An 18549-nucleotide genomic window follows, 5' to 3' on the forward strand; every position below is an offset into this window, starting at 1 on the left:
TATGGGGGATTCTAAACAGTTTGATGAGTACACTCTTTCGACAGATCGTTCACATTTAGATATTCCTTATATACATCACTATCTTTCAAAGCATTCGTACTGGGCGAAAGGAATAGATCTAGAAACAGTTGAAACGTCAATTAATCACTCTTTATGTTTCGGGGTTTATCGTTCAGGCGAGGATAACAACCTGAAACAACAGGTCGGATTTGCCAGGATTGTAACCGATTATGTGACCTTCGCTTATTTAGCAGATGTATTTATCGATGAAGCACACCGTGGCAAAGGGCTCTCGAAATGGTTGCTGAAAGAAATCCTTGACCACCCTGGACTACAACGATTACGATCCTTTCTTTTGATGACGAAAGATGCACAAGGATTATATGAACAATTCGGATTTAAAACGTTTAATAATGATGAAAAGCGGCTGATGGCAATTCGTCAAAAAGCAGAGGAATTATATACCTAAAGTAAAAAAATGGAGCTATTACATTTGTGATAGCTCCATCTTTCTTACTCCATTCAATTTTCCACTGATGTAGTAGCAATGATATTCCGATGGTTCGGGGTCCTTCAACATGTCTGTTAGAAAAAATCGAATGTTACTGACGACGCCTGCGTTATCGACCTCAAGAAGCCAATCGATGCTCTTCCAATCGAGTAGCCCTTCATCCACTTTTACCGGAGTCGGGTAGGTTGTATCTTTGTCGAGGTGGAAGACAAAGACGTACATGCCACCTATCAGACGGTTGTCGTTCTCCCATTGGACTGTTCCAGTAAATCGTGGTTTTTTAATCTGTAACCCAGTTTCTTCAGCCACCTCTCGAACGATGCATTGCTCAGGCGTCTCACCAGCATTGATTTTGCCACCAACACCATTCCAAAGCCCTTTATTCGGAGCCTTATTTCGATTGAGCATCAGAAGTTCCGAACCCTTTATGATAAAACAAATCGTAAATCGCAGCATCCAAACACATCCAAATCTCATTTTCTACAAGTCTATCATAGGAAAGCTACTCACGGTATAGGATCATGGCTGAAAAACTATAAACCGCTTCGAGTCCATCACTATATTCATCGACAGCCATCGAAACCTGATAACGGACATCAATGACATTGGTCTCATGAACATTCGTTAAGAATGTATTCATCTCTTCTTCTAAATCCTCTTCATGCTCTGCTTCAAATAGCTTTACTCGCATAAAAAAAGCACCCCCGATAAGTTGTAGTAATACCTACAATTCCTCCGAGGGTGCTCGATTTCCTTTAGCGAAAATCTGCTAGTTTTGTCAAGTTACGGTAACATAGTAAATGAAACGTTTAGTTCTCCGCTTCAAAATCCGTGCAGCCTTTGCCGCTGCTAGCTTTGATTCTGCAATGATAACAATATCTTTATCACAAACCTCTTCTTCTTTCGTTGTCCGTTGCAAATAAGAAAGAGGGATATTTCGTGAAACGCTGTTGAATGGATTCCGATAAGCCAGATTATAATCCCTTACATCAATCATGCAAAAATCGTGCTGGTCGATGCAATCCTGTTGAACAGATTTCAGCTTCATATAAGGAACGAAATAGTAGAAAAAGAGGTAAAATGCTGTAAGCGTCACGATGATTTCAAACATCATCTCCTGTTCCCCCTTCAACCATTAGTTGGTATCGCCTTCCCATTCGAGCATTCCACCAACCATATTTTTCACTTTATAGCCTTGATCCTGTAAGTACATGCAAGCATTTTCACTACGACGACCTGAACGGCAAACCATGATATGCTCCGTTCCTTTTTCAAGCTCACTCATCCGTTCAGGAATTTCCATAAGACGGATATGCTTTGCAGCAGGAATTATTCCAGCTTCCACTTCTTCGTCTTCTCGTACATCTATAATCGAAATCGCTTTACCTTCTCTTAAAAGCTTCTCAACCTCTGCAGGTGTAATCGTTTGGACTTCTTGATACTCCATCCGTGGCCACCCATCCTTTCACATCTATTTGAAAAATGGCTTTGATTTTTGATGTTCCCGCCACTCATTTTACGAATTTTAAATGCAAAAGTAAAGAAATTGAGAATGAAATGATAAAATTTTACATTTATGAAGCAAGTTCTTTTAAGTCCATCTTGCAACCCTCGGATCGATAATTCTGCCACGTATGCGGATAATTCGGCCACGCATAGTAAAATGATCCCTGTTTTCAGCTAGAAAAAAACTGCCAGCAACAGCTGGCAGCTTTTCCAAACACATTAATTTGCAACGATGTTCACTAATTTTCCAGGGACAGCAATCACTTTTCTGACTGTTTTCCCCTCAACGTTTTCTTTTACCTTGCCATCTGCTAGTGCGATTTCTTCGAGTTGATCTTTATTCGCATCAGCAGGCACGAGCAATTTTGCTTTAACTTTTCCATTGATCTGGACGACGATTTCCACTTCGTTTTCAGTAAGCTTGCTTTCATCGTAGATTGGCCATTCTGAATAAGTAACGGTATCTGCATGCCCAAGCTTTTCCCATAACTCTTCACTGATGTGTGGTGCAACTGGAGAAAGCAATTTCACAAAACCTTCCATCACCGATTTCGGTAATGCATCCTGCTTATAAGCATCATTGATGAACACCATCATTTGTGAGATGCCGACATTGAATCGAAGCTCTGCGAAGTCTTCTGTCACTTTTTTAACCGTTTGATGATAGACTCGTTCAAAGCTTTCGGTCGCTTCTGTATCTTGAATCTTGCTAGCGAGTGATCCATCTTCTTCAACGAACAAACGCCAAACCCGATCAAGGAAACGACGAGAGCCATCTAATCCATTTTCAGACCATGCAATCGAGGCATCCAACGGTCCCATGAACATTTCATATAGACGAAGCGTATCCGCACCATGACTTTTTACGATATCATCCGGGTTCACTACATTCCCTTTCGACTTACTCATCTTTTCATTGTTTTCACCGAGAATCATCCCTTGGTTGTAGAGTCGCTGAAATGGCTCCTTCGTCGGAACAACCCCTGCATCATATAAAACCTTATGCCAGAACCGGGCGTACAGCAGATGAAGTACCGCGTGTTCAGCCCCACCGATATAAAGATCGACCGGAAGCCAGTGCTTTAATTTTTCAGGAGCAGCCAATTGTTCCGTGTTGTCTGAATCGATGTAACGAAGATAATACCAGCAGCTACCTGCCCACTGTGGCATCGTATTCGTTTCACGGCGGCCTTTTTTCCCTGTTTCAGGATCGACTACATTTACCCATCCTTCAGCATTCGCAAGCGGGGATTCGCCCGTACCAGAAGGCTTGATGTTGTCCATTTTAGGTAGGATTAATGGCAACTGGTCGTCTGGGACCGCACTCATCGTTCCATCTTCCCAATGAATGATCGGGATCGGTTCTCCCCAATAACGCTGACGGCTGAAGAGCCAGTCTCGAAGACGGTACGTAACCTTCCGCTCGCCTTTTTTGTTTTCTTCAAGCCATCGGACCATCGCATCGATTGCTTCCGCTTTATTCATACCATTTAAGAAATCCGAGTTGACGATCTCTCCATCCTCTGTGTATGGGTCCTTGGAAACATCGCCGCCCTTGACCACTTCCACAATCGGAAGCTCGAATTTCGTTGCAAATTCGTAATCGCGCTCGTCATGTGCTGGAACCGCCATGATCGCACCCGTTCCATAGCTCGCCAAGACGTAATCCGCTATCCAGATCGGAGCCTTTTTACCGTTAACTGGATTCACGGCATACGCACCCGTGAAAACACCTGTCTTTTCCTTTGACAGCTCGGTACGCTCTAGATCACTTTTTGTTTCGATTTCTTTTTTATAAGCCTGAACCGCATCTTTTTGTCCGGAAGTTGTGATTTTGTCAACAAACGAGTGCTCTGGTGCAAGAACCATGTACGTTGCACCAAACAATGTATCTGGTCGTGTCGTAAAGACGGTAACTGTCTGATCATGATCTTCAATATCGAACATGATTTCAGCACCCTCTGAACGTCCAATCCAATTCCGCTGCATTTCCTTCAAGCTTTCCGGCCAATCCAGGTCTTCAAGATCCTCCAACAGACGGTCAGCATAAGCGGTGATTTTCAACATCCATTGTTTCATCGGCTTACGGATGACCGGGTGACCGCCGCGCTCACTTTTCCCATCGATTACTTCTTCATTAGCGAGCACCGTTCCAAGAGCAGGACACCAATTCACCGGAACCTCATCGATATAAGCAAGACCTTTTTTATAAAGCTGTAAAAAGATCCATTGTGTCCACTTATAGTAGTTTGGATCAGTTGTGTTCACTTCTCGGTCCCAGTCATAGGAAAAACCAAGCTCTTGAATCTGACGGCGGAACGTATTGATATTTTGTTTGGTAAACTCGGCCGGATCATTCCCAGTATCCAACGCGTATTGCTCTGCCGGAAGTCCGAATGCGTCCCAACCAATTGGATGAAGCACATTATAACCCTGCATCCGCTTCATTCTTGCAACGATATCCGTAGCTGTATAACCTTCTGGATGCCCTACATGAAGGCCTGCTCCAGATGGATACGGAAACATATCCAATGCGTAAAACTTCTTTTTGCCAGGTTCAAATTCAGTTTTGAATGTTTTATTTTCACTCCAATAATCTTGCCACTTCTTTTCAATCTGCTTATGGTGAAAAGACATAAACACCACTCCATTCTGATTAATTTAAGTATGGTTTTCTCTGTTATGGTTTAAATATGAATGCATCTTGTGATCCCGATTGCCAAAAAGCTGGATTAACTGCGAAATCGGCTGGGCCCCCTTATTTTGGACACATGCCCAGCCATTCTCCTTCTATCGTAGAATTTCTATAATTTCACTTTTGTGCTCGGGATCTGCCCTCTTCGAGATAAGTCATAATACTTCTGAGGCGTGTGTGGCTTCAAGCTTCCGTGATAACGAGAATGGTTATAGAAAGCGATATATTGATCCACATAATAAAAGGCTTCTTCGTAAAATCCAAATGCATATCGGTCAAAACACTCTCTCTGTAACACACTGTGAAAGGACTCAATATAAGCATTCATGTCTGGTGTCTTCTTTGGAATTCGCTCATGATAGACCTTGTGATGGTCACAAAAGTTGCCAAAGTCTTCGCTCACAAACTGGGGTCCGTTATCGGTTCGAAGAATCAGCTTCTTCTCAAATTCCCCAGATTTAAAGTGCACTTTCCGACGTATAAGTGCTTTTGTCAACATCGTTGTAATATGTTTCGCCTTACAAACCGATCCACAATAATAACCAACAATGGTTCGATCATAAACGTCAATCGCACTACACACGTAAAAGAAGGCGTTGGAATCCGTTATGTTTCCATATTTGATGTCGACTTGCCAGAGTTGATTCGAGCCTGTAATCGTACGATTTCTCGCAAGTTTTCTTGGGTGTTTTGCTTTTTTTGTGTTCGGTTTTTTTAGAATTCCTAGCCCTTTACACATCCGGTACACTTTATGCTTACTAATGATCAGGGAGTGGTGGTCTTTTAGATATAGGGTCCATTTTTTGTAGCCCATAGCTCCCAACCACTCGTCCCAATAAAGTTCCATCAGATATTCTGCGATTTGCGCATCCGGAATCTTTTCCCCTTGATTGGATACCGAGTAGCCCGGAATCGGCCGCCCTCTTTTTTTCACGTCCTCTTTGCCCCCTTGGCCTCGTAATAATAATAGAGTGACCTGGTGAAGTTGAAAGCCTCTGTCGCTTTGATCACAGAAAACCCTTCTTGCACCCACATTTTGATTTCTTCAAGCTGCACTAGTATTGGGATTTGTTTTTTTTAAGAAGTTCCCTCAACATCGCTACTTCTAATTCTTTTTCGCCTAGTAGCTTCATGGCATGATCATATTTCTTTTCTAATTCTTTTCTGGATGTTTGTGGGGTTAAGGCCTCTGTTCCTTCAACTTCCATTTCATCTCGAACCTCATCTTCATAGGTCCTCATCCACTTTCGGAGGGTCTCTGTGGAAATCCCCGCACCCTTTGCCGTGGAACTCATCTTATTGGTCTCGAGGGCCATCCGGACATATTGTTTTTTTACTTCCTCTAATACCTCAATTTTTTTCTTCGGCATAACCAATCACCTCCCCCAAGTAGCTAAAATAGCTTATTTTTAATATAAGGGAGAATGATTTTGGTGTCTAAATGATTTAGGGGGCCTAAAAGAAATCCGATAATTAACTGCGAAATTTGAAAAAGAACTGCGAAAAATGAAAATTAACTGCGAATTCTTAGTCAATGCTAAGTGAGGACCGAAGGACCGAAGAAACGAGTTAACGCCGAAATTCGCAGCTAATCATTCGCCAACCTTTTAGGAAAGAGGAGCGAAGAAATCAAGGCGTCGCAGTTCCGAGGACCGGAGCTTAGTACAGCTAAGTGAGGACCGGAAGAACCAGAAAACGCTGAGATCTGAAGCTAATCTTTTCTAAAAATATAAAAAACCTCCCGCCACTGATATAAACAAAACTCAGGGACGAGAGGTTGAATAAACGAACCTACCCGCGGTACCACCCGCATTAGCGCATATTACATAAAAAATCGCGCTCACTCAAGCTCCTTATCGCGGAGATACGATAAATGCTACTCTTTCGTTCACATTTATGGCTCTGAGGCGAGTTCAAATAGCTTTCGGGTTGGCTTTCACCGGTCGCCAACTCTCTTGTTCCGTTCACTACTTTACTAATCCTCTTCATTGCCTTTTAAATTTATAAAGATTTTAATTTGTATTTTATGCACGTTCTCAACATTTGTCAAGCTTTTCTGGAAAAATGGTCTAATAACAGGGTACACAAACCCTAATTCTTGTATACCCATCTTCGTATATGTCCTTATTTAGTCGCTTCGATTCTTATCTATTTTGATCATCGATCTTGGTACCCATAATCGTAAAAGTACCATTGAGAGTAGCAACCAGATACCGCCTGCTGCAAATCCAGCGATCACATCACTAGGATAATGCACACCGAGATACACCCGACTCAAACCAATCAAGAAGATAAGAACCCCTGTTACGACTAATGAATTATTTTTGTTTATTCCGTTTTGACTCAAATAAATCCAAAGTATATAACTAAGTAAACCGATGAATGCAGTTGAATTCATCGTATGGCCACTCGGAAAACTTAATCCGCCGACATCAACCAACGGATTGCCATCCGGCCTTGTCCGACCATATATATCTTTTAAAAACCCGTTCATGTATCGAACACCAACAAGATTAAAAATTAAAATGACTGAAAGCCGTTTGGGGCCATTCACAAAAAAATGAACGGATAAAACAATCAGGAGCGGATATGAGACATATGCTGAGCCTACATACGTGATCAATATAAAAAATTGTGTAAAAACCCCGTTTCGCAGATCCCAAATTTGTTCCATAATAACAATATCAAATTTCGTAAGGGTTTCATGGAAATAGCCAAGCACGATGAAAAGAATAATCAAGACTATTGCAATCGCAAATGTGAACCGGAACCACTTTTGGTGTTGGTTTGCTGGGACCTTCTTGTCCATACCTCGTACACACCTTTCCAATTTTCCACCTACTATTTCTAATTCACTCTTTTGTTGGATATTATTCCAGAAATTCAAATAAAAAGCCGACCCATTATGATAATGAGTGAGCTTTTAACAACTGTATATCTGTGTAATTAATAAATTTTAGATACAATCTTAAACTCTTCCTTTGTACTGAGCTTTCTGTCGTGCAGTACAGTAATCGTAAAGCTTGCGATCAATAGTCCGAATAAAATAATAAATAGCAGCTGGATATTCGTTAAATCCACAATCAATCCCCCGACTACTGGCCCGAACATTCGTCCACCGGTCGCAGTGCTGTTTACAACGCCTTGATAAAAGCCTTGCCTTCCCTTAGGTGCAAGATCACTTGCTATTGTAGGAACGGCAGGCCAAACCAGCATTTCTCCAATAGTTAAAATCAACATCGCTGTCAGTAGTCCGTTGAATGCGTTGGATTGGGATGCGATGAAAAACGACCCCATAAAAATGACAATTCCGATTAGGATTTGTGTTTTGGATGTTTTTACCCAATGCTTGACCACATACGCCAACAAAGGCTGCCCCAACACAATCAATGCACCATTTATCGTCCAAAGCAAGCTGTAGCTTTCGAGTGAGATTCCTAAATCCTGAGTGTACGAAGCAATGGTCGATTGCCATTGGACATAGGCGAGCCAACATATAAAGTATCCAACACACAAAAGAATCAACGCATTAAATTTCGTACGATTTTTCACTGCTTTATTTTCATCAAGAATACTCGCTACCCCTGAATCCTGCGTATTAGCAGAAAGGTTGCGATACCCTTTAAAGGCAATGATCAGGAAGAGGACATACATCATTGTGTTTCCGATAAATATCCATTAGAATTCATAGGCGGCTAGAAAACCTCCGATCGCCGCTCCGACTGCAACCCCAACATTTTGCCCAACATATATCGCGTTGAATGCCCGCCTTCCACCTTCCTTCCAAACGGTACCCGCCATTGCATACATAGCTGGAAAAACCATACCCGAACCAAAGCCAAGTACGATTAAAAAGATGATATATGGAATAAAGCTGTGGTAGAAAATAAGACTGCATGAGCTGACAAGTGTAATACCGATTCCTGTTAAAATTGCTTTATAGCCTCCGATTCTATCAAAAAGCATTCCACCAATCAGGTTCCCAAGTACCCCAGCGCCTGCATTTCCCATTAAAATGAGTCCTGCTATCGTGAGAGATTTACCGAGATGATCATGGATATAGATCGTGTTCATAGGCCAGAGAAAAGAAGCGCCTGTCACATTGATGACCATTCCAATAACGAGTAACCATAGCGCTTTAGGCATAGGCTTACCTCCATTCATATTAACCAAAAAGATTGTATTCTTTTTTGCAATGAATGGCAATTGTTTTTTCTGCCTTTCCAAAAATTATATCCTTCTACCCACTTTCACACAGTACAGTGAAAAATTTCGCCATAAAACACTGAAGTTTTTCAATGAACAACCGGGGTTTTTCCGTGGGCCACTGAAGGTACCTACTCGCTGCTGAATCTCGGCATTCACCTCCGTATTATGGCTGTTCAACCGCCTCGGTTTCGTTTGTTTTACAGCCAATTATGGTTTTTATCGTCCGATTATGCGTCTCACAACTGGCTTAGCATCTATTTTGTGTGTAACTCGGGAATTTGGCGTGCAGCTCCTGTACTTGCCATGTAACTCCTGAAGGAACACACACTTTTGGCTGCTAAGCACAAACATGCTAAAATGCTACTAGTATCTAAGAAGTTTTTTTAAAAAAATGTAGAATGATATTCAACGGTGGAGGAGACCGCTCGATGAACTTAGTCCCTGTTTTATCTTTTGCAAAAGATGTTTTACAAAAAGCAGTTCGTCCTGGCGATATCGTCATCGATGCAACTGTAGGCAATGGGCATGACACCGTATTTCTTGCTGATTTAGTCGGTCCAAGCGGGAGGGTGTATGGATTCGATATCCAAGAAGATGCGATCCTTTCTACAAATCGACGGTTGACTGAAAAAGGTTCCTATGATCGGGTATCCTTGTTTCTCGAAAGTCATGCAAACGTGAAAACAGCGATTCCTGAAGATGTCCACGGCACTATTAAAGCAGCGATCTTTAACCTCGGCTACCTGCCTGGCAGTGATAAACAGGTCATCACCCGCTCAGACTCTACTATCCATGCCATCAAAGAACTGTTCGACATCTTAACTGCAGGCGGCTTGATTGTTCTCGTCGTTTATCATGGACATGAAGGCGGAAAAGAGGAAAAGGAGGCTTTGTTGAGTTATTTAAGCAGTCTTGATCAAAAGAAAGCACATGTGCTTCACTATCAATTTATAAATCAAAAAAATGATCCACCATTTGTGATGGCAGTTGAAAAACGCTGACTTATAAAGAAAACTTGGCTAGCGCCAAGCCTTAGAGTAGGCGGTCGCCTTAGTTGCGCTTATACTATAGAAAGCATTTCTTTCTTAACGTCTAAAAAGGGATTGACTCATATACAGTCAACCCCTTAGTGAACTATGCTTTTATTTTTCGATAAGCTAAGCTGTTCCAATAATAGTAGTAGGCTGTCATGCCACCTTCGCGCATTAGCCTTTTTGTAACTTGACGGACATCCTTTTGAAGCCGAACTTTTTCGTCTGACGCATACATACCGAGGAGTCCTCTTGTCACAAGCGAATGGAATCTTGCATGAGGCAGTTCCCTCGTCGACTCATCGGCCTTTTTAAAGAAATGCAGCAAGCGGGTAATCATCTCGTTTTGATCTGCATAATAAAAGCAGAAATTCAAATCCCCGCCATGACGATCTTCCTCTTGATCAATCAAATAATCCATCATAATATGAAGACCTTGAATCCACGGAAAATAGCCCTCTTTGATCTTAATAACCCAATCCGATTGAAAATCATCATGTGTCGCATACGATACGAGACAAAAAATCCCAATCGTAGAACCAGCACAAGCGGAAAATTCATACCAGCTCATTACAGGAAGGTGTTCTTTATTTTGTTCGAACCAATCCTTCAATCGTGGTATCCGTTCTTCTTTTTTCACATGTTTATGTATTTGTAAATTGCAGTAATGCTCGGCAAGCTCTTTCAACGTTTGTTCAATATACGGAAAACCAGGTAGTTGCCGAAGTACATTCTGACAGGTTGTGACAAGTTCATGCAGGTACCCACCATCATCCTGCTCCTCACGATACGAATAGTAGTTTTCCAGATCCATACCTGGTGTCAACGCATGTGGCATGGATCGATGGAGCTGTGCGAAATCGACAGGATCTAATGAGGTGCTGCGGTCACATAAGTTATCCAAATAATCACTGATCGTTTGGTAAGCAACAACAAACTTTATGACGTCCTTTTGTCGAGCCTGCCCACTTGATAGCAAGGCATAGATCCCGCCTCCTTCACAATGAAAGGTTTTCGAATCGATACTTGCTAAAGCCTGTGTTCTCAATTCAGCATTCGGGATAAACTGAGCTCTTCCCTTCCAATGGTCCAATTCCCCATGAACTAACGGAAGCACTTCCTTATACACTCGTTTCATCAATGTCCACGGATATGACGGGATTTTCATACAATCATTCCTTTTAATCAATACTTTTAGTGCATGATCAAGCAAAAAATTCAACAGCTATCTTTCTCGGATCGTTTGAACACCCTCTTCTAATATAAATCGTTCAAGAAAGTGGTTCAGATATTGAAAAACTTGATCTCGTTCCGGTTCGTTCAATACTTCGTGATAAAGATCCGGCCATTCTTTATATGACTTTTCAATGAGAGGGAGCTTATTAAACCATTCTCTCACCTTCCATTTGTCCACAATTAAATCGTTACCTGCCTGTACGAGAACGAGAGGTATGTCTGGGAAACGCTCGGTTGTTCGGTGGGCAAGCTTAATCGCTGAAACCAACTCCCTGTACCACCTTACCGATACTTTTTTGACGAGAAGTTTATCTTCTATATCACGTTTTATCATTTCCTCTGACCTTGTTCCGTTACCTAAACCCTGATCTGCATTCAGGAGTAAGCTAGGATATACCTTATTTAAAACCTTCGCCACTGTATCCACCGCTTTTGAGGGCTTATTGATAATCCCAAGACAAGGCGATGAGAGCAATACAGCTTTTACAGGAAGATTTTTTTCAGTCAGGACTCGGATGACCGCAAGTCCACCCATGCTATGACCGAATAAAAAGACTGGTAAATCAGTCTGACGGGCTTGAATAACCCATGATTCGATTACTTCAATATACTCGTCAAAGGACTCGATATGCCCCCGTTTCCGCCGGGTTGAACCCTGTCCTGGAAGGTCTCCCATAACAACATGATATCCTTTCGAGATCCACTGAGACCTAAGCCACTTATATCGACCATGATGCTCTCCTGCACCGTGAACGATCACGATCACTGCTTTCGCTGAATCAGCTTTCCAAATCCACATATATCGGTACCCCCTTTTCTTCTTCACCATAATTTGCTAAACTGCAGATGGTTTCATACAAGAGGATGTTCAAAAAGAACTTAATTTAATAATTATCGATAATATGTTTTTGAACATGAACCCAATACAATTCATTTTATGAAAGAGGATGGTATCAGTGATTTATCCGTATAAAGACGTCAAACCGAAAATAGATTCTTCCGCATTTATTGCAGAAGGCGCAGTCATCACCGGTGATGTGACGATTGAAGAGCAAACCTCCGTCTGGTTCAATACCGTTATCCGAGGAGATGTAGCCCCAACCTTTATTGGGAAACGCGTTAACGTACAAGATCTATCAATGCTTCACCAGAGCCCGAATACACCACTCATACTTGAAGATGATGTAACGGTTGGTCATCAAGTCACTTTACATAGCTGCACAATCCGAAAGAACGCCTTGATCGGAATGGGATCACTCATACTCGACGGTTCTGAAGTCGGTGAAGGTGCGTTTATCGGTGCTGGGAGTCTCGTGCCCCCAGGTAAAAAAATCCCGCCTAACACACTCGCATTCGGTAGACCTGCAAAAGTAATTCGGCCATTAAATGAAGATGACTTAAAGGATATGGAACGGATCCGAACAGAGTATGTCGAACGCGGGCAAGCCTACTCAAAAGTCAAAGGCGAACGTAATTAAGCATTGAATTCAATGATATTCCCATCTGGATCCTGAACAAACACTTGGTGCCAGCCTGTCTTACTCGCTGGCTTATTCAAATACGGAATGCCTTGATTTTCAAAGCGTTCGATCAATTCAGCAATCGCGGTTACACGGATCGCAAAATGAGCGCTTCTGCTGTTCAATGTCGGTTTTGTATCGACGTTAGCCGAATCATTTACAATCAAATGAAGCTGAGTATCACCAATTTGATACCATACACCTTCAAAATCAAAATCCGGACGTTGAGGACTGACCGTAAGCCCGAGTAAATTTTCATAGAATGCTCTTGCCCGACCTAATTCTTTTATCTCTAGCGAAACATGGTGAACTCGTTTGTACATCTCATTCACTCCAATGCCATTTACTAATCTATTTATATCCACTTTTCCTATTTTATCACCCATATTGTTAAAAGTGTAATTAGGACATTGATTTTAGTATTCTTTTTATTGTTTCCGGTACAACAAAAAAGGACCGGCTCCAGCGTCTCGCCTCCAACTTTCAGGAGAACAAAACGGTCGGGAGTCAGTCCTGTGTTCATTACACGTTATTTTTTAAAATATCAGCTTTATCAGTACGTTCCCATGGAAGATCGATATCCACACGTCCGAAATGGCCATAAGCAGCAGTTTGCTTATAAATTGGGCGTCGTAAATCAAGCATTTTTATAATGCCTGCAGGACGAAGGTCGAAGTTATCGCGAACGAGTTCGACAAGTCTTTCTTCAGAAACGGTACCCGATCCAAATGTATCAATCGAAATTGAGACAGGCTGAGCCACTCCAATTGCGTACGCAAACTGGACTTCACACTTATCTGCAAGTCCGGCAGCGACGATGTTTTTCGCAACATAACGTGCTGCATACGCGGCAGAGCGGTCTACTTTGGTAGGATCCTTACCAGAAAACGCTCCCCCACCATGACGAGCATATCCGCCGTACGTATCGACGATAATTTTACGTCCAGTCAGACCTGCATCACCCTGTGGGCCTCCAATTACGAAACGTCCAGTCGGATTTATAAAGTATTTTGTATCCTCATCAATCAACTCTTTAGGTACGACCGGGTTGATGACATGCTCCTTTAAGTCATGCTTAATTTGTTCAAGCGTAATCTCCGGATGATGTTGGGTCGAAATGACTACCGTATCAACTCGAATCGGCTGATCATTTTTATCATATTCAACTGTCACCTGTGTTTTTCCATCAGGACGAAGGTATGGAACCACTTCTTTCTTGCGCACTTCCGTCAGACGTCGGGAAAGTTTGTGGGACAATGAGATTGGCAGAGGCATTAGCTCAGGTGTTTCGTTACATGCAAACCCGAACATCAATCCCTGATCACCTGCTCCGATTGATTCAATTTCCTTATCCGTCATTTGACCTTCTCTTGCCTCAAGAGCCTGATCGACGCCTTGAGCAATATCAGCAGACTGTTCATCAATGGAAGTCAATACCGCACAAGTTTCATAGTCAAAACCATATTTAGCACGGGTATAGCCGATTCCTTTAATTGTTTCGCGAACAATTTTAGGAATGTCTACATACGTAGTAGTCGTGATTTCACCTGCAACAAGAACCAATCCTGTATTGACTGAGGTTTCACAAGCAACACGGGCATTCGGATCGCTTTTTATAATTTCGTCTAAAATCGCATCTGAGATTTGATCACAAATCTTATCAGGATGCCCTTCTGTTACAGACTCAGATGTAAACAATCGTCTGCTTTTTTCCATAATGGTACCTCCTCGACGATTCGAAGTGAATCGAAGTAAATTGATACGGTACTCATTTCCGTAGAAGGAACGCATAAAGAAAGCAAGGCACATCCACAAAACGCTGACTATTGTGGATAAGATATCTTTTCTTAATGAGATCCTTCATCGACTTTGAGATAGAAATTGGAGAAAGAATAATCCCTTTAGCAGGCTATGAGACCATCTATGAATATGTTCTTTTCACATAGGTTTGGTAGGCGAAATTCCCCATAGAAAAATAGCCAAAACGTAAAAAAGGGCTGCCACACAAGGAACTAGCACGCTCCATTAATCTGAACATTTTCGAAAAATGTTATAGAGGAGGTGCCGGTATCCTAGACTGGTCAGCTCAGGATCGTTGTATACCTTTCACCCTCTTATTTTACAGGTTAGCACCTTTTCGCCACAAGACGTCGGTTGCTGGGTTTCATCGGGCCTGTCCCTCCACCTACTCGGAATAAGAGTAGCCGTTCTCACAATATAATAACGAAGTAACTATCCATTGTCAACGGAATTTGTTGCCTTTTAGGGGCGATTACATAAAATGGTGCTCGCTTTCATAATGGACCAACAAAGTAGGTTAGGATAATAAATTACCTGGGCTTGTTTTTTAATTCGTCTCTGTCCAAACTTGAAGGAGGTTTTTCCATCCAACCATTTTTTATTAATAATTTTGCTCCATCATTTAAATATTGGGTTGTTTCTAACAGTCTTGAATAATTAACCCCTAAATCTTTTCTTATACTCGCACTTATGGCAGTCCCATAATCAGCAACCCCACTTGCACCTATCATATTTGTATGAAAAAGTAATAATTTATCTGAAAATGGAGCTTTCGTTGATTCAGTAATTCCACTATCCCATGTATATGGGTAAGAAGTGTCATTCTCCTTTAATATATCTAAAAATAACGTTACATGCTTTTTATTTATTTCATACCCCTTTTTAAAATGATCACGTAATTTTTCAGATTGAGCTACTTGACTAAAGCCTAACAGTAACGTTTTGCCCACATTATATACTTCAATATTGGTTCCCAAGTGGGAAATTTCAATATCGAGTAATGGTCTTTTCTCCCCAAAAAATCCACCTAGGAAACCATTTTCATTAACATAGGATATATGTGTTGGATATGAAGTATCAGGTGGTCTTATATAAACTCCTTTTTCTAATGAAAAATCACAGACCATATCATATAATTTGTCGGTTTGATCTAACCATCTTTTAAATAATGTTCTTATATCTTTTCTGGTGGTTATTGCTTTAGCTAGAGCGTATGTTGATAGTCCTGTTCTTCCCATGTGTTCAAGGTATCTAAGATAAAAGATGTCAGACCATAGTTTTGGAGTGTTTAGATCAACGTCATGTTCATTGAAACCATTAGGAATGGGGATATTTTCACTAGCAAAAATTGAGGTGATCTTCTGAAATAGATATAGCATATTCCAATATAGGATTTGTTTCAGGAGTGTTATTAGTTCCCAAGAAATGCTTTAATACACATATGGATAGTGTATCTGCAATATATGTATTCCATAACGTTGCTTGTTCTGAAGAGGTTAAATTTGCATGATGAGAAACATTCATCTCTTATACGATCCTTTCTGATGTTTGCATCTGTATAATACTTTTTCAGACTATTTAATTGAGCTTTATTACATATCATTACAAACACCAATTAGAACTATTCAATATACGAGAATTAACTTTATTTTCTTAATGGATTATTAGTAACAGAACTCACAATAATTTTTATCAAGTGAATTAAGACGTACCCTTTGTGCAAGAGGGTACGCCTTAAAATTTTTTCTTGGGTCACTAGCACATTTTTCAGAAAGAGCTATCTGTTTTTGGTTAAACTATTCATGTGGTTTTTGATGGATTTGACATGCCCCATCCTCACACTCATCCTTGAAAAATCGATGACGATTTCTCGCTACCCACCGATAGATTGGATTGCCGATCCGATCGACGAACGGAATGTAAAGCAGAACGCCAACTGGAGCCAGCAGAGGTAACTGTAAGCTTAATCGTCGTACTGCATAAAAGCCTCTATAGAGTGTACTGTTTTTCGTGATAAGATGCATTTCTTCCTGCACTGAAAAACGATCTAGCTGTGGACTTGCATCGTCTATCTCTTGAATGGGTACCCATGCTAATTGATTGAACCAATCAAACCGGGAAAGCCGCTTTTTTGTTTGTTTACATAGGATACAATCACGATCATAATATACATTTGACTGTCCCATAATCATCCCTCAAATCGAACATATATGTTGAACTTACTCCATTATAACATTATGTTCGGATTATTTGACCTATTTATACCGTAACCTATGTTTCAAATGTCACAAAACCGGAAAAATAGTATACATTATTAAAATAAATATGTTATACTAATTCAGACGAAAAAGGTATATACGTACAAACTTTATGTTAAAAAGGATGGGTTTATATGAATTCAACGCAAATTACTTCCTTAACAGAAGATTTATTATGTAAAACTACTACACAACAAAACTTATCAACCCCTATGCTCGTTGAAAAAGCGCTTTCACGTAAAGAAGGCATTTTATCTTCAACAGGAGCCCTACAGGTTGAAACAGGAAAATATACTGGACGTTCTCCAAAAGATAAATATATCGTAGCTGAAGATTCTGTAAAAGACAAAATTGACTGGGGATTGGTTAACCAGCCAATGGATGAAGCGCGTTTTAATAACCTATATAAAAAAGTCATCGAATACTTAACGAAAAAAGATGAAGTTTTTGTATTCCAGGGATTTGCTGGTGCAGACAAAACTTATCAGCTTCCACTTCAAGTCATTAATGAATACGCATGGCACAACCTATTTGCACGTCAGCTTTTCATACGACCAAATGAAAGCGATTTAAATGACTTTGCGGCGGACTTCCAGGTGATTTCAGCACCTGGATTCGAAGCGGACCCTGAAGTGGACGGAACGAACTCTGAGACCTTCATCATCATTTCTTTTGAAAAGCGTGTCGTTCTAATCGGTGGTACTGAGTATGCTGGTGAAATTAAGAAATCCATCTTTTCAGTCATGAACTATATGTTACCTGAACAAGACATCCTTTCTATGCATTGTTCTGCAAACGTTGGACAGGAAGGAGATGTTGCCCTTTTCTTCGGATTGAGCGGAACTGGGAAAACAACCTTATCAGCTGATCAAAACCGCCGCTTGATTGGTGATGATGAGCATGGATGGGCAAACAACGGTGTCTTCAATATTGAAGGTGGCTGTTACGCGAAGTGTATCAACCTTTCTCAAGACAAGGAACCACAAATCTGGAATGCGATTCGTTTTGGAACGGTTCTAGAAAATGTTGTCTCCGATGAAGAGTCGCGTATCGTCGATTACAACAATACGTCAATGACTGAAAACACGCGTGCTGCTTACCCGATTGATGCAATCCCAAATGTGATAACACCAAGTGTTGCCGGTCACCCGAATACGATTGTCTTTTTGACAGCAGATGCATCTGGAGTTTTACCTCCGATCAGTAAGCTTACAAAGGATCAAGCAATGTATCATTTCCTTTCCGGGTATACGAGTAAGCTTGCAGGAACCGAGCGTGGTGTAACATCACCTCAGGCGACATTTTCGACCTGCTTCGGCTCTCCATTCCTCCCGCTTCCTGCTGTACGTTATGCAGAGATGCTCGGTGAAAGAATTGCGCAGCATGATGTAGACGTGTATTTAGTCAACACTGGTTGGTCTGGTGGCGAATATGGTGTCGGAAAACGTATGGACCTCCCATACACTCGCTCAATGGTTCAAGCTGCTCTTGAAGGAGAGCTTCGTTCCATGGATACAGTGACAGACCCGGTTTTCGGTCTTCATATTCCAATACAATGTCCAGGTGTTCCAGATGACGTTCTTCAACCGAAGAAAACGTGGAATGACCCAGATGCTTATGATAAAAAGGCGAAAGAGCTTGCTGAAAAGTTCCAGGAAAACTTCAAGAAATTCACAAACGTCAGCGATACAATTAAAAAAGCAGGCCCAACAGTCTGAGTCTAACGAACCTGAGTGGATTTCCACTCAGGTTTTTTCCATAGTTTAGTTGAAATTTTCCTTCA

General features: G+C 41.3%; 18 protein-coding genes, 2 pseudogenes, 1 riboswitch and 1 other annotated feature. Of the genes and pseudogenes, 4 read left to right on the plus strand and 16 right to left on the minus strand.

The window, feature by feature from the left end:
• Window position 1: 1 nt before the first annotated feature.
• On the plus strand, window positions 2-469 hold the full coding sequence (locus tag MOJ78_RS15690; RefSeq protein WP_304978273.1) for a GNAT family N-acetyltransferase: 468 nt from the start codon (window positions 2-4) through the stop codon (window positions 467-469).
• Between the two features lie 18 nt (window positions 470-487).
• Here the strand turns inward: MOJ78_RS15690 and MOJ78_RS15695 are convergent, their stop codons facing one another.
• From MOJ78_RS15695 to MOJ78_RS15735, 9 genes and pseudogenes are all read right to left on the minus strand, one after another.
• A complete protein-coding gene (locus MOJ78_RS15695) occupies window positions 488-967 on the minus strand; it encodes an NUDIX hydrolase (RefSeq protein WP_304978274.1) in 480 nt (159 codons plus the stop codon).
• A gap of 46 nt (window positions 968-1013) precedes the next feature.
• The gene (locus MOJ78_RS15700; protein ID WP_304978275.1) at window positions 1014-1202 is read right to left on the minus strand and encodes a sporulation protein Cse60; all 189 of its coding nucleotides are present in this window, start codon (window positions 1200-1202) and stop codon (window positions 1014-1016) included.
• A gap of 87 nt (window positions 1203-1289) precedes the next feature.
• Window positions 1290-1625: a rhodanese-like domain-containing protein gene (locus tag MOJ78_RS15705; RefSeq protein WP_304978276.1), complete on the minus strand. Its 336-nt coding sequence runs from the start codon at window positions 1623-1625 to the stop codon at window positions 1290-1292.
• 21 nt (window positions 1626-1646) lie between these two features.
• Window positions 1647-1958 carry a rhodanese-like domain-containing protein gene (locus tag MOJ78_RS15710; RefSeq protein WP_304978277.1) on the minus strand — a complete coding sequence of 104 codons (312 nt, stop codon included), beginning with the start codon at window positions 1956-1958 and terminating at the stop codon, window positions 1647-1649.
• Between the two features lie 278 nt (window positions 1959-2236).
• Entirely contained in the window at window positions 2237-4654 is a 2418-nt protein-coding gene (gene leuS, locus MOJ78_RS15715) for a leucine--tRNA ligase (protein ID WP_304978278.1), read from the minus strand.
• Between the two features lie 167 nt (window positions 4655-4821).
• Window positions 4822-5646, minus strand: coding sequence for an IS3 family transposase (locus MOJ78_RS15720; RefSeq protein ID WP_304978279.1), 825 nt, complete (start codon window positions 5644-5646; stop codon window positions 4822-4824).
• Between the two features lie 121 nt (window positions 5647-5767).
• A complete protein-coding gene (locus MOJ78_RS15725; RefSeq protein ID WP_304978280.1) occupies window positions 5768-6082 on the minus strand; it encodes a hypothetical protein in 315 nt (104 codons plus the stop codon).
• A gap of 392 nt (window positions 6083-6474) precedes the next feature.
• Window positions 6475-6710: a binding site (T-box leader), on the minus strand.
• Window positions 6711-6840: 130 nt separating this feature from the next.
• Window positions 6841-7521, minus strand: coding sequence for a phosphatase PAP2 family protein (locus tag MOJ78_RS15730; protein ID WP_304978281.1), 681 nt, complete (start codon window positions 7519-7521; stop codon window positions 6841-6843).
• Between the two features lie 137 nt (window positions 7522-7658).
• Window positions 7659-8858 (minus strand): annotated as a pseudogene (locus MOJ78_RS15735) (MDR family MFS transporter).
• Between the two features lie 491 nt (window positions 8859-9349).
• Between MOJ78_RS15735 and MOJ78_RS15740 the strand changes: the two are divergent.
• Window positions 9350-9922: a tRNA 5-(aminomethyl)-2-thiouridylate-methyltransferase MnmM gene (locus tag MOJ78_RS15740; RefSeq protein ID WP_304978282.1), complete on the plus strand. Its 573-nt coding sequence runs from the start codon at window positions 9350-9352 to the stop codon at window positions 9920-9922.
• Window positions 9923-10055: 133 nt separating this feature from the next.
• Here the strand turns inward: MOJ78_RS15740 and MOJ78_RS15745 are convergent, their stop codons facing one another.
• Together MOJ78_RS15745 and MOJ78_RS15750 are read right to left on the minus strand one after the other, a co-directional pair.
• On the minus strand, window positions 10056-11120 hold the full coding sequence (locus MOJ78_RS15745; RefSeq protein ID WP_304978283.1) for a tetraprenyl-beta-curcumene synthase family protein: 1065 nt from the start codon (window positions 11118-11120) through the stop codon (window positions 10056-10058).
• Window positions 11121-11177: 57 nt separating this feature from the next.
• Window positions 11178-11987, minus strand: a complete 810-nt coding sequence (locus tag MOJ78_RS15750) for an alpha/beta fold hydrolase (RefSeq protein ID WP_304978284.1) — start codon at window positions 11985-11987, stop codon at window positions 11178-11180.
• A 157-nt stretch (window positions 11988-12144) separates the two neighbouring features.
• Here MOJ78_RS15750 and MOJ78_RS15755 point away from each other — a divergent pair, with 157 nt between their 5' ends.
• Window positions 12145-12666 (plus strand): gamma carbonic anhydrase, encoded by a 522-nt coding sequence (locus tag MOJ78_RS15755; protein WP_304978285.1) that lies wholly within the window; start codon window positions 12145-12147, stop codon window positions 12664-12666.
• On the opposite strand, the gene MOJ78_RS15760 is transcribed toward MOJ78_RS15755, so the two are convergent.
• The 5 genes and pseudogenes from MOJ78_RS15760 to MOJ78_RS15780 form a co-directional block, all read right to left on the minus strand.
• Window positions 12663-13031, minus strand: coding sequence for a VOC family protein (locus tag MOJ78_RS15760; RefSeq protein ID WP_304978286.1), 369 nt, complete (start codon window positions 13029-13031; stop codon window positions 12663-12665). The two genes, MOJ78_RS15755 and MOJ78_RS15760, sit on opposite strands and share 4 nt — an antisense overlap.
• Window positions 13032-13230: 199 nt before the next feature.
• A complete protein-coding gene (gene metK, locus MOJ78_RS15765; RefSeq protein ID WP_304978287.1) occupies window positions 13231-14424 on the minus strand; it encodes a methionine adenosyltransferase in 1194 nt (397 codons plus the stop codon).
• Window positions 14425-14819: 395 nt separating this feature from the next.
• Window positions 14820-14909, minus strand: a riboswitch (SAM riboswitch).
• Between the two features lie 129 nt (window positions 14910-15038).
• Window positions 15039-15635 (minus strand): DUF3231 family protein, encoded by a 597-nt coding sequence (locus tag MOJ78_RS20960; protein ID WP_370529820.1) that lies wholly within the window; start codon window positions 15633-15635, stop codon window positions 15039-15041.
• Window positions 15633-16032, minus strand: a pseudogene (locus MOJ78_RS15775) (DUF3231 family protein); the annotation flags it as partial. The gene MOJ78_RS20960 and the pseudogene MOJ78_RS15775, both read right to left, overlap by 3 nt.
• Window positions 16033-16304: 272 nt before the next feature.
• Window positions 16305-16694, minus strand: coding sequence for a thiol-disulfide oxidoreductase DCC family protein (locus MOJ78_RS15780; protein WP_304978288.1), 390 nt, complete (start codon window positions 16692-16694; stop codon window positions 16305-16307).
• Between the two features lie 206 nt (window positions 16695-16900).
• Between MOJ78_RS15780 and pckA the strand changes: the two genes are divergently transcribed.
• Window positions 16901-18484: a phosphoenolpyruvate carboxykinase (ATP) gene (gene pckA, locus MOJ78_RS15785; protein WP_304978289.1), complete on the plus strand. Its 1584-nt coding sequence runs from the start codon at window positions 16901-16903 to the stop codon at window positions 18482-18484.
• Window positions 18485-18549: the final 65 nt, after the last annotated feature.

The organism is Alkalihalobacillus sp. AL-G, assembly GCF_030643805.1.
Classification (GTDB): Bacteria; Bacillota; Bacilli; order Bacillales; family Fictibacillaceae; genus Pseudalkalibacillus.

Bases quoted from the DNA above. Each gene is read 5' to 3' on its own strand.
- MOJ78_RS15690 (WP_304978273.1), top strand. From the start codon at position 2: ATGGGGGATTCTAAACAGTTTGATGAGTACACTCTTTCGACAGATCGT.
- MOJ78_RS15695 (WP_304978274.1), bottom strand. From the start codon at position 967: ATGCTGCGATTTACGATTTGTTTTATCATAAAGGGTTCGGAACTTCTG.
- MOJ78_RS15700 (WP_304978275.1), bottom strand. From the start codon at position 1,202: ATGCGAGTAAAGCTATTTGAAGCAGAGCATGAAGAGGATTTAGAAGAA.
- MOJ78_RS15705 (WP_304978276.1), bottom strand. From the start codon at position 1,625: ATGATGTTTGAAATCATCGTGACGCTTACAGCATTTTACCTCTTTTTC.
- MOJ78_RS15710 (WP_304978277.1), bottom strand. From the start codon at position 1,958: ATGGAGTATCAAGAAGTCCAAACGATTACACCTGCAGAGGTTGAGAAG.
- leuS (WP_304978278.1), bottom strand. From the start codon at position 4,654: ATGTCTTTTCACCATAAGCAGATTGAAAAGAAGTGGCAAGATTATTGG.
- MOJ78_RS15725 (WP_304978280.1), bottom strand. From the start codon at position 6,082: ATGCCGAAGAAAAAAATTGAGGTATTAGAGGAAGTAAAAAAACAATAT.
- MOJ78_RS15730 (WP_304978281.1), bottom strand. From the start codon at position 7,521: ATGGACAAGAAGGTCCCAGCAAACCAACACCAAAAGTGGTTCCGGTTC.
- MOJ78_RS15740 (WP_304978282.1), top strand. From the start codon at position 9,350: ATGAACTTAGTCCCTGTTTTATCTTTTGCAAAAGATGTTTTACAAAAA.
- MOJ78_RS15745 (WP_304978283.1), bottom strand. From the start codon at position 11,120: ATGAAAATCCCGTCATATCCGTGGACATTGATGAAACGAGTGTATAAG.
- MOJ78_RS15750 (WP_304978284.1), bottom strand. From the start codon at position 11,987: ATGTGGATTTGGAAAGCTGATTCAGCGAAAGCAGTGATCGTGATCGTT.
- MOJ78_RS15760 (WP_304978286.1), bottom strand. From the start codon at position 13,031: ATGTACAAACGAGTTCACCATGTTTCGCTAGAGATAAAAGAATTAGGT.
- metK (WP_304978287.1), bottom strand. From the start codon at position 14,424: ATGGAAAAAAGCAGACGATTGTTTACATCTGAGTCTGTAACAGAAGGG.
- MOJ78_RS20960 (WP_370529820.1), bottom strand. From the start codon at position 15,635: ATGGTCTGTGATTTTTCATTAGAAAAAGGAGTTTATATAAGACCACCT.
- MOJ78_RS15780 (WP_304978288.1), bottom strand. From the start codon at position 16,694: ATGGGACAGTCAAATGTATATTATGATCGTGATTGTATCCTATGTAAA.
- pckA (WP_304978289.1), top strand. From the start codon at position 16,901: ATGAATTCAACGCAAATTACTTCCTTAACAGAAGATTTATTATGTAAA.